This is a genomic window from Streptomyces sp. NPDC102259 (genome assembly GCF_044766465.1).
Taxonomy (GTDB): domain Bacteria; phylum Actinomycetota; class Actinomycetes; order Streptomycetales; family Streptomycetaceae; genus Streptomyces.
In genome coordinates this window covers 117,665-128,100 of sequence record NZ_JBIWMA010000025.1, presented here as the reverse complement: position 1 = coordinate 128,100, position 10,436 = coordinate 117,665, and the positions used below count along the sequence as shown (strand labels likewise).

Here is a 10,436-nt window from a genome sequence, read left to right as displayed (position 1 = left end):
GCCACCCGCTACGACAAGACCGCCGAGTCCTACCAGGCAGCCGTCACCCTCGCATCGCTCCTGATGTGGGCGTGACATTTGAAGACAACTCCTAGGAGCGTGCGGGCTGGTCGGCGATCAGGAGGGTCGTGCCCGCGGGGCGGAAGCCGAGGCGGGCGTAGATGCGGGCGACGGTCTCCTGCGCGTAGGCGAGGAAGACCGTCTCGACGCCGTGGGCGCGGGCGTGGGCGACCAGGGCCGCTGTCACGGCGGCGGCCAGTCCCTGGCGGCGGGCGGAGGGGAGGGTGCCGACGCCGCCGATCTCCGTGGTGGCGTTCGCCGGGTGGTAGTGGCCGGTGGCCAGGGGTGTGCCGTCCGGGGCGAGGGCGGCGACGAGGACCTTGTGGCCGGCGCGGATCGTGGAGCGGACCGCGGCCACCGTGCCGTCCCCGGTCAGCGCCTCGGACCGCCTCGACAGCTCCGCACGGTCCGACGGGCCCGTCGCGGGGCCGCGCTCCCCGGCGCGGGGCTCCTCGGCGAAGGCCAGGTGCGGGACGGCGAGTGTCGCGGGCAGGGCGGGGTCGTCCGCGGTCAGCGCCCGCAGCGTCACGCCGTCCGGCAGGGGCTGCGGGGGCAGCGGGTGGTGGGGCGGCAGCACCATCAGCGGGCGGCGCAGCACCGGAAGGCCGGCGGCCTCGATCCGGGCACGCAGCGCGGGGGCCGACTCGGCCAGCCATTCGAACGCCTGCGGCACCCCGAGCTCGCGCTGCCGGGCACGCACCCGGGCGATGTCGGCGGCGCTCACCGGGGCCGCGCCGGTGGGCCGGGCGTGGCTCGGGCCGCCGTAGTACGGGGCGCCGGGTTCCTTCCGTACGAACAGGCACAAGGGGCCGAAGTCCTCGGCGTCGGCGAACAGAAGGGGCACGGTGGCGTAGTACCGCTCGATGCGGTCGCGCAACGGATCGCTCATGCGGCGCATCCCACCATCGGAGGGCTTCGACCGCACCGAGATTTCCCGCTGGGACCGCTGCCCACACCGGCGGCGGAGGGCGGGGGCAGACAGTGACCGCCCCGTACGACTATCGTCACTGGCCGGTGAGCCTTCTCACCTGCGTGTCCTTCACCGTTATGAGAATGGGATGATGTCGTTTATGAAGGGACGAGTCCTTGTCGTCGACGACGACACCGCACTGGCCGAGATGCTCGGCATTGTGCTGCGTGGTGAAGGTTTTGAGCCGTCTTTCGTAGCCGACGGTGACAAGGCGCTGGCCGCTTTCCGGGAGGCGAAACCCGACCTGGTGCTGCTGGACCTGATGCTGCCCGGCCGGGACGGCATCGAGGTGTGCCGCCTGATCAGGGCGGAATCCGGCGTGCCGATCGTGATGCTCACGGCGAAGAGCGACACCGTCGACGTCGTCGTCGGTCTGGAGTCCGGCGCCGACGACTACATCGTGAAGCCGTTCAAGCCGAAGGAGCTGGTCGCCCGGATCCGGGCGCGGCTGCGGAGGTCCGAGGAGCCTGCGCCCGAGCAGCTCGCCATAGGCGACCTCGTCATCGACGTGGCCGGTCACTCCGTGAAGCGGGAAGGTCAGTCGATCGCGCTGACGCCGCTGGAGTTCGACCTGCTGGTCGCGCTGGCGCGCAAGCCCTGGCAGGTGTTCACCCGCGAGGTGCTCCTCGAGCAGGTGTGGGGCTACCGGCACGCCGCCGACACCCGCCTGGTGAACGTGCACGTACAGCGGCTGCGCTCCAAGGTCGAGAAGGACCCCGAGCGGCCGGAGATCGTGGTGACCGTCCGTGGCGTCGGATACAAGGCAGGACCGAGCTGACATGCCCGGGGACAGTGCCGCTTCGGCCCCCGGTCGTTCCGGGGCCCGTCCGGAGCGGCCTGTCGGCCGTAGGACGCCGGGTTCACGCTTCGCACGCCTCCTCGAAGGGGGACTGCTGCAGGGCGGGGTGCAGGGCAGCCCCGTCCTGAGACTGCTGCTGCGCTGGGTGCGCCGGCCGCTGCTGCCCGTCATGCGGCTGTGGCGGCGCAACATTCAGCTCAAGGTCGTCGCCACGACACTGCTGATGTCGCTGGGCGTCGTCCTGCTGCTGGGCTTCGTCGTCATCGGGCAGGTGCGCAACGGGCTGCTGGACGCCAAGGTGAAGGCGTCCCAGAGTCAGGCCACCGGCGGATTCGCCGTGGCCAAGCAGAAGGCCGACGAGGCCGCCGGCGCGGGCGCCGGCGACGGGACCCCGGCCGACGGCGGCGCCTCGCAGAACGTCATCGAATGGATGAGCGAGCTCGTGCTGTCGCTGTCCAGCGGCGGCCAGGGCGCCTTCGACGTGGTCACCCTGCCCCCCGGCGACGTCAGCGGCGTCGCCCGCGGGCCGCGCGCCTCCGGCTTCGTCGACCCCGACAAGAGCGTCCCGGAGAAACTGCGCGAGCAGGTCTACAGCAGCACCGGCGCGGCCCAGAGCTACTCCCGCATCATCTACCTCAACGACAAGGACTCCCAGCCGGCCCTGGTCATCGGCAAGCAGGTCAACGACCCCAACGGCGATCCGTACGAGCTGTACTACCTCTTCCCGCTCACGCAGGAGGAGAAGTCGCTGAGCCTGGTCAAGGGGACGCTGGCGACCGCCGGGCTGTTCGTCGTCGTACTCCTCGGGGCCATCGCCTGGCTCGTGGTGCGGCAGGTCGTCACACCGGTGCGGATGGCCGCCGGGATCGCCGAGCGGCTGTCCGCCGGGCGCCTCCAGGAACGTATGAAGGTCACCGGCGAGGACGACATCGCACGCCTCGGCGAGGCCTTCAACAAGATGGCCCAGAACCTCCAGCTGAAAATCCAGCAACTGGAGGACCTGTCACGGATGCAGCGACGGTTCGTGTCCGACGTCTCGCACGAACTGCGTACGCCGCTGACGACCGTCCGCATGGCCGCCGACGTCATCCACGACGCCCGCGTCGACTTCGACCCCATCACCGCGCGGTCCGCCGAACTGCTCGCCGACCAGCTCGACCGGTTCGAGACACTGCTCGCGGACCTGCTGGAGATCAGCCGCTTCGACGCCGGCGCCGCCGCCCTCGAGGCCGAGCCGATCGACCTCAGGGAGGTCGTCCGGCGGGTCGTCAGCGGGGCCGCGCCGCTCGCCGAGCGCAAGGGGACGGCCGTACGCGTCATCGGCGACCAGCAGCCCGTCGTCGCCGAGGCCGACGCCCGGCGGGTGGAGCGGGTGCTGCGGAACCTGGTGGTCAACGCCGTGGAACACGGCGAGGGCAAGGACGTCATCGTCAAGCTGGCCGCCGCGGGCGGGGCCGTCGCGATAGCCGTGCGCGACTACGGCGTCGGCCTCAAGCCCGGCGAGGCCACCCGCGTCTTCAGCCGCTTCTGGCGCGCCGACCCGGCACGCGCGCGTACCACCGGCGGCACCGGTCTGGGGCTGTCCATCGCCTTGGAGGACGCACGACTGCACGGCGGCTGGCTCCAGGCCTGGGGAGAGCCCGGCGGCGGCTCGCAGTTCCGGCTGACGCTGCCCAGGACGGCCGACGAGCCGCTGCGGGGCTCGCCGATACCGCTCGAGCCCAAGGACTCCCGCCGTAACCGGGGAGACCTCGACGACGCCGGTCTGCCGCGCGGCGGCGGCCAGAAGAGCGCGACGGTGCCGGTGCAGCCCGCCGGCGAGCAGCTGTCGGCCGGCCGGAGTTCGCTCACGCCCCGGATGGGCGCCACGACCCCCACGGCCGACCCGACGGCGTTGCCCGGCAACGGCGCGCGCGTGGTGCCGCGGCCCGCCCCGGGCGGCGGCGGACGCGGGGAGGACGAGTCCCGGGCCGCGGGGGCAGGTGGGACGGGTGGGACAGGTGGGGAAGCGCGCGGCGAGAATCCCGCGCAGGCGGGGCCGGCCGGCACGGGTGACGCGCGCGACACGCGTGAGACGGCACTGAGGGGGACTTCGGACCGGCAGAGAGCCGGGGCGGAGGGCTCGAACGAGCAAGGGGAGGCATTTCGTGGGCGCTGAGTGGCGCGAGGGGGGAACCCGGCGCACGCCGGGGCGCGCGGTGGCGTACGCCACCTGCGGCGTCGTCCTGCTGGCCGGGTGCGCCTCGATGCCCGACAACGGGGATCTGCGCGGCGTCGAGTCCACACCGCGCCAGGACACCCAGGTACGGGTGTTCGCGATGCCACCCCGGGACGACGCACAGCCCCTGGAGATCGTCCAGGGCTTCCTCGAAGCGCTCACCAGCGACGACCCGGGCTACGCGACGGCCCGGCAGTACCTGACCGACAGAGCCGCCCAGAAATGGGAGCCCGAACAGTCCACGACGGTCCTCACGGACGGGCCGGCGACCGATGCCGGGCCCACCGGGACCAGGGACGACGGCGACGACTACTCGTACATCCTGACCGGCACACGGGTCGCCACCGTCGACGCCCAGCAGTCCTACGCGCCCGCCTCCGGCAACTACGGCCAGGTGGTCCACCTCAGCCGCGACAAGAAGAACGGGCAGTGGCGCATCGACGCCCTCCCCCAGGGCGTCGTCATGGGCAAGTCGGACTTCCAGCGCAACTACGTGTCCGTCAACAAGTACTACTTCGCCTCCAACACCACGGCCGACGGCTCCCGGCAGCCCATGGCCGTCGCCGACCCCGTCTACGTCCGTGAACGCGTCGACCCGATGACGCAGATGGTGCGCTCCGTGCTCACCGGACCCACCAGCTGGCTCCGCCCCGTCGTCCGATCCAGCTTCCCCACCGGAACCGCCCTGCCCAAGGGCGTCACCTCACTGACCCTCGACGACCAGAACAAGCTCACCGTCCCGCTGAACGACAAGGCCGCCCACATCGGGCAGGGCAAGTGCGACGAGATGGCGGCCCAGCTGCTGTTCTCCCTCCGCAGCCTGACCCCCGCCGTCGACGAGATCGCGCTCCGCGCGGGCGGCACCCAGCTGTGCTCCCTCAGCGAGGAGCGGGCCGGGGCCGTCGCCGCACGCGGCTCCGAGGCCAACCCCGGCTACCTGTACTTCATCGACGGCCAGCACCGCCTCGTACGGATGACGAGCGGCAGCGGCGACACCAAGGCCGACCCCGTGCCCGGAGCGCTCGGCGACGGCACCAAGGCACTGCGCTCGGTGGCCGTGGCCCGCGACGAACACAGCGCCGCCGGAGTCGCCCTCGACGGCAAGACGCTCTACGTCACCTCCACCGTCTCCGGCAGTTCCATCGGCGACCCCGTACTGCAGAGCAAGGGCAAGACCGAGACCGACCGGCTCACCACCCCCAGCTGGGACGCCCAGGGCGACCTGTGGGTCGCCGACCGCGACCCCGCCGCGCCTCGGCTGCTCCTGCTGGAGAAGGGCGGCGGCCAGCCGCTGGAGGTGCTCACGCCGGGACTCGACGGCCGTATCAACGCCGTACGGTTGGCCGCCGACGGGGTGCGGATCGCGCTCATCGTCGACAAGGGCGGCAAGCAGTCCCTGCTCATCGGGCGGATCGAACGAAGCCCGGGCACCGGCGAGCAGCCGTCCGTGTCGATCCAGGAACTGCGCCCCGCGACACCGGAGTTGGAACAGGTCACGGCCATGTCGTGGGCCGGGGACAGTCGGCTCGTCGTCGTCGGTCGCGAGGCCGGCGGCGTGCAGCAGGTGCAGTACGTGCAGTGCGACGGCTCGGTCCCCGAGGCGGGAACACTCCCCGGCCTCACGGAGGTCACGAGCATCGCCGCCTCCGAGGACAGCGACATCCCGCTCTTCGCGACCTCCAAGGACGGGCTGCTGTGGCTGCCCGGCGGAAGCGGCTGGCGGACGCTGAAGGAAACCGCCTCGGTCACGTTCTACCCGGGGTGACCTTTGGGCCGGGGTGACCCTTCCCCCTAGGTGGCCCTTCCCCCCGGGGGCCCTTCCTTCGGGTGGCCCTTCCCTCGCGGTGACCCTTCCGACCGGGTGCCCGGGGGAAGGGGTGCCGGGGTGCGTGGCGGGTCGGGGTGTGTAACTCGGGGGGTCGGAGTGGGTCAGGGGTTCGGGGGGAACATCTCGGACTCCTTTGGCCCGGGGTTTCTCCGGGGCTGCTTTTCGCCTGCTCCTTTTGGTGTTCCGATCGCCTTCGGCCTGCCCCTGTCCGCCTTCCCGAGAGTTTTCCACAGGGCGCTCCGGGCGGTTTTCCACAGGGGTGGCGGGCCGCTTCCCGGATCGGCACAGTAGTGCACGTGGAAGGCGTTCGCAGGTGGTGGCAGGAGCTCGCCGGCTTGGTGCTGCCCGCCGAGTGCGGGGGCTGCGGAAGTGCGCGTACGGTGCTCTGCCCGCAGTGCCGTACGGCGCTGAGCGGGGCCGCGCCGTTCCGGGTCCGCCCGGTGCCGGAACCGCCCGGGCTGCCCGCCGTGCACGCGGCGGCCCGGTACGCGGACGAGGTACGAGCGGCGCTGCTGGCCCACAAGGAACGCGGCGCGCTGACACTGGCGCGACCGTTGGGCGCGGCGTTGGCGGGGGCTGTGCGGGCGGGGGTGGGGGAGGTGGGGTGGGGGGAGGGGGAGGGCCCCCACCCCCTCGGAGACCTCCTGCTCGTTCCCGTCCCCTCCACCCGGGCCGCCGTGCGGGCGCGTGGGCATGATCCGGCGCGGCGGATCGCGTTGGCGGCGGCCGGTGAGTTGCGGCGGGCGGGAGTGCCGGCGCGGGTGGCCGCGGTGTTGCGGCAGCGGCGGGCCGTGGCCGACCAGGCGGGGCTCGACTCCAGACAGCGGCTGGACAACCTGGTGGGCGCGCTGACGGTGGCGCCCGGGGGTGCGCGGGTGCTGCGCGGGGGGCCGGTGGTTCTCGTCGACGACGTGGTCACGACAGGCGCCTCGCTCGCGGAGGCCGCGCGAGCGGTGCGGTCTGTGCGGGCGGTTCGGGTGGCTGCGGCGGCGAAGCGGGCGGGACAGGGGGAGAGTGGGCGGTGTGGGGAGGAGGCGAAGGGTGCGTTGTGTGGTGAAGAGGCGACGGCCGGGTACGTGGGTATCACTCGGGAAGACAGTAAGAAGCTGTCGGGAGTGGAGGAGGGAGGCGCGGACGGGGTGTCGTTGAGACCGCCGGACGACGTGGGCGGAGCCGGTGACGTGCTCTGCGCGGCCGTGGTCGCCGCGTCGCCGGACTCTTTCGAAATAAACCGGAACTGAGCGGGAAGTTGCGTCGTTGCAGGTAATGAGAGGGCCAATTCGCCTGAACGGAGGTACGCCGCAGTAGAGGGTGACGACATCCGTCCGGGCGAGATATGTTCGGTTGTGAGGGAAAGCCGCAGGCCACACCTCTCATATCCGAATGCCGTGCTGCGGTTTTCGTAATCTTCCGCAGCACCTGGGGTGTAGATCTCGCCCATGGGGGAGGAGGAGGTGGAAGTCACCAAGTCCGAGGTTCCGGTGCTCACCGGGGCCTGGTGCAAAAGGGAGACGCTCCGCACCGAAGCGGAGTGATCCGGGAACGGAGTTCTGCGTGGACATCGTCGTCAAGGGCCGCAAGACCGAGGTGCCCGAGCGGTTCCGCAAGCACGTGGCCGACAAGCTGAACCTGGAGAAGATCCAGAAGCTCGACGGCAAGGTGATCAGCCTCGACGTGGAGGTGTCCAAGGAGCCCAACCCCCGACAGGCCGACCGGTGCGACCGAGTGGAGATCACGCTCCGCTCCCGCGGTCCTGTGATCCGGGCGGAGGCGGCGGCCAGCGACGCGTACGCGGCACTCGACCTGGCGGCGGAGAAGCTCGATGCCCAGCTGCGCAAGCAGCACGACAAGCGTTACACGCGCCGCGGCGCCCGCAGGATCTCCGCGGCGGAGGTTTCCGACTACGTCCCGGGTGTGGCGACGCTCAACGGCAACGGCCGTCCCGTCCCCGCCGGTGAGTCGGACAGTGTGCCGACCAAGCGGATCGGCTCGCTGGAGGTGCAGGGCGACGGCCCCCTCGTGGTGCGCGAGAAGACCCACGTCGCCGCTCCGATGACCCTCGACCAGGCCCTCTACGAGATGGAACTGGTCGGACACGACTTCTATCTGTTCGTCGACTCCGAGACCAAGCAGCCCAGCGTCGTCTACCGGCGTCACGCCTACGACTACGGCGTGATCTACCTCGACACGGACCCGATGGTGGCCCAGGCGCATTCGCCCGAGGCGGGCGGCACGTTGGGCGGCTGACGCTGCCCGGTGACAGCTGAGCGGTGTGCCCCTGGAGCGCTGTGTGCGCCCCCAGGGGCACCCGTGTGCGACCTCTTGGGGCCCGCTCTGTCACCGCGTTGTCGTCCGGGCATGGAATCATGGCCGGGGCGGCTCAACCGGTGGGCCGCTGCCTTGGGTTGGCGACGGCACAGGACCACGGCCACAGCCTTCAGGGGGAGGAACGATGGCGGACAGCTTCGGACCGATGCGGGACGACGATGTCGACGACGGCGTCGTCGGCATGGGCCCGGACGGGGGCACCTCACGCAAGGAGCCGATCAGAGTCCTTGTCGTGGACGACCACGCCCTGTTCCGCCGCGGACTGGAGATCGTGCTCGCGGCCGAGGAGGACATCCAGGTCGTAGGCGAGGCCGGTGACGGCGCCGAGGCCGTGGACAAGGCGGCCGACCTGCTGCCGGACATCGTGCTGATGGACGTACGGATGCCCAAGCGCGGCGGTATCGAGGCGTGCACCTCCATCAAAGAGGTGGCTCCCAGCGCGAAGATCATCATGCTGACGATCAGTGACGAGGAGGCCGACCTCTACGAGGCGATCAAGGCCGGCGCGACCGGCTATCTCCTCAAGGAGATCTCCACGGACGAGGTCGCCACCGCGATCCGCGCGGTCGCCGACGGGCAGTCACAGATCAGCCCCTCCATGGCGTCGAAGCTGCTCACCGAGTTCAAGTCGATGATCCAGCGGACCGACGAGCGTCGCCTCGTCCCCGCGCCGCGACTGACGGACCGGGAGCTGGAGGTGCTCAAGCTGGTCGCCACGGGGATGAACAACCGTGACATCGCCAAGGAGCTGTTCATCTCCGAGAACACCGTGAAGAACCATGTGCGCAACATCCTGGAGAAGCTTCAGCTGCACTCCAGGATGGAGGCGGTCGTGTACGCGATGCGGGAGAAGATCCTCGAGATCCGGTGAGCCGTCGAGCCGGGCCCGAGCCCGGTTCGGTCCTGACGCGGCCCGGCTCGGGTCGGTTCGGTCCTGACGCAGCCCGGTCCCGGCTCGGTTTCGCCGCGCACCGCTCCCGGTTAGGTTTTTGCCGCAGTCCGGCTCGGACGCGGGTCAGGCCAAGGCGCGGGTGAGCTCTCTGGCGAGGGGCTCGCGCAGGTCCGGGGCGTCCACCCGCTCCACGCGTACGTCCGTGCAGTCCACCCAGGTCGCCGCCTCCAGCAGGGCCTGGGCCACCGCCGGGACCGCCTTCGGGCCGTCCAGGGTGACCTGCCTGGCGATCAGGGTGCGGCCCTCCCGGGCCGGGTCCACACGGCCGACGAGCCGGCCGCCGGCCAGGACCGGCATCGCGAAGTAACCATGGATCCGCTTCGGCTTGGGGACGTACGCCTCCAGGCGGTGGGTGAAGCCGAAGATCCGCTCGGTGCGCGCCCGTTCCCAGATCAGGGAGTCGAAGGGGGACAGGAGCGTGGTGCGGTGGCGGCCGCGCGGGGGCGTTTCCAGGGCCGCCGGGTCGGCCCAGGCGGGCTTGCCCCAGCCTTCGACGGTGACCGGGACCAGGCCCGAGTCGGCGATCACGGTGTCGACCTGGTCGCCCTTGAGACGGTGGTAGTCGGCGATGTCCGCGCGCGTGCCCACGCCGAGCGACTGGCCCGCCAGGCGGACGAGGCGGCGCAGGCACTCGGTGTCGTCCAGCTCGTCGTGCAGCAGGTCGGCGGGTACGGCGCGCTCGGCGAGGTCGTACACACGCTTCCAGCCGCGGCGCTCCACGCAGACCACCTCGCCGTACATCAGCGCGCGTTCCACGGCGACCTTGGTGCCGGACCAGTCCCACCACTCGCTGGTCTTCTTCGCTCCGCCCAACTCGGTCGCGGTGAGGGGGCCTTCGGTGCGGAGCTGTTTGACGACCTGCTCGTACGTGCCGTCCGGGAGGGCGTGGTTCCAGTGCGGGCGGGCCCGGTAGGCGCGGCGGCGGAAGGCGAAGTGGGGCCATTCCTCGATGGGGAGGATGCAGGCGGCGTGGGACCAGTACTCGAAGGCGTGCGGTCGTGCCGGGGGTGCGTCCGTGGACACGGGCTCCCAGTACGCGTTCTCGATCGTCTTACGGCCCACCGCTCCGAGGCGGGCGTAGGGGATCAGCTCGTGGGAGCGGGCCAGGACCGAGATGGTGTCGAGCTGGACCGCGCCGAGGTGACGGAGGACGCCGCGGACGCCGGCCTTGCGGTCGGGTGTGCCGAGGAAGCCTTGCGCGCGTAGGGCGATGCGGCGGGCTTCGTCTGCCGAGAGGGCGGTGTCCGGGCGGGGGGTCGTCATGGCTCGCACGATAGGGGG

The 10,436-nt window shown here is 71.3% G+C and carries 8 protein-coding genes; 6 read left to right on the top strand and 2 right to left on the bottom strand.

What is annotated here, in order from left to right; genetic code table 11:
• Positions 1–91 precede the first annotated feature (91 nt).
• A complete protein-coding gene (locus tag ACIRPU_RS37000) occupies positions 92–958 on the bottom strand; it encodes a GNAT family N-acetyltransferase (protein WP_403875272.1) in 867 nt (288 codons plus the stop codon).
• Positions 959–1,118: 160 nt separating this feature from the next.
• On the opposite strand from ACIRPU_RS37000, the gene mtrA reads away from it, so the two are divergent.
• The 6 genes from mtrA to ACIRPU_RS36970 all read left to right on the top strand — a co-directional run bounded on the left by mtrA (position 1,119) and on the right by ACIRPU_RS36970 (position 9,074).
• Positions 1,119–1,808, top strand: coding sequence for a two-component system response regulator MtrA (gene mtrA / locus ACIRPU_RS36995; RefSeq protein WP_187281934.1), 690 nt, complete (start codon positions 1,119–1,121; stop codon positions 1,806–1,808).
• Between the two features lies 1 nt (position 1,809).
• Positions 1,810–3,987, top strand: coding sequence for an MtrAB system histidine kinase MtrB (gene mtrB, locus ACIRPU_RS36990; RefSeq protein WP_403875270.1), 2,178 nt, complete (start codon positions 1,810–1,812; stop codon positions 3,985–3,987).
• Entirely contained in the window at positions 3,977–5,812 is a 1,836-nt protein-coding gene (locus ACIRPU_RS36985) for an LpqB family beta-propeller domain-containing protein (RefSeq protein ID WP_403875268.1), read from the top strand. Before mtrB ends, ACIRPU_RS36985 begins: the two co-directional genes overlap by 11 nt.
• Before the next feature lie 359 nt (positions 5,813–6,171).
• Complete coding sequence (locus tag ACIRPU_RS36980; RefSeq protein ID WP_403875266.1) at positions 6,172–7,116, top strand: ComF family protein; 945 nt, start codon at positions 6,172–6,174, stop codon at positions 7,114–7,116.
• A 313-nt stretch (positions 7,117–7,429) separates the two neighbouring features.
• Positions 7,430–8,122 (top strand): ribosome hibernation-promoting factor, HPF/YfiA family, encoded by a 693-nt coding sequence (hpf, locus tag ACIRPU_RS36975; protein WP_403875264.1) that lies wholly within the window; start codon positions 7,430–7,432, stop codon positions 8,120–8,122.
• Between the two features lie 205 nt (positions 8,123–8,327).
• Positions 8,328–9,074 (top strand): response regulator, encoded by a 747-nt coding sequence (locus ACIRPU_RS36970; RefSeq protein WP_403875262.1) that lies wholly within the window; start codon positions 8,328–8,330, stop codon positions 9,072–9,074.
• A 144-nt stretch (positions 9,075–9,218) separates the two neighbouring features.
• On the opposite strand, the gene ACIRPU_RS36965 is transcribed toward ACIRPU_RS36970, so the two are convergent.
• Entirely contained in the window at positions 9,219–10,418 is a 1,200-nt protein-coding gene (locus tag ACIRPU_RS36965) for a DNA glycosylase AlkZ-like family protein (protein WP_355701702.1), read from the bottom strand.
• Positions 10,419–10,436 lie beyond the last annotated feature (18 nt).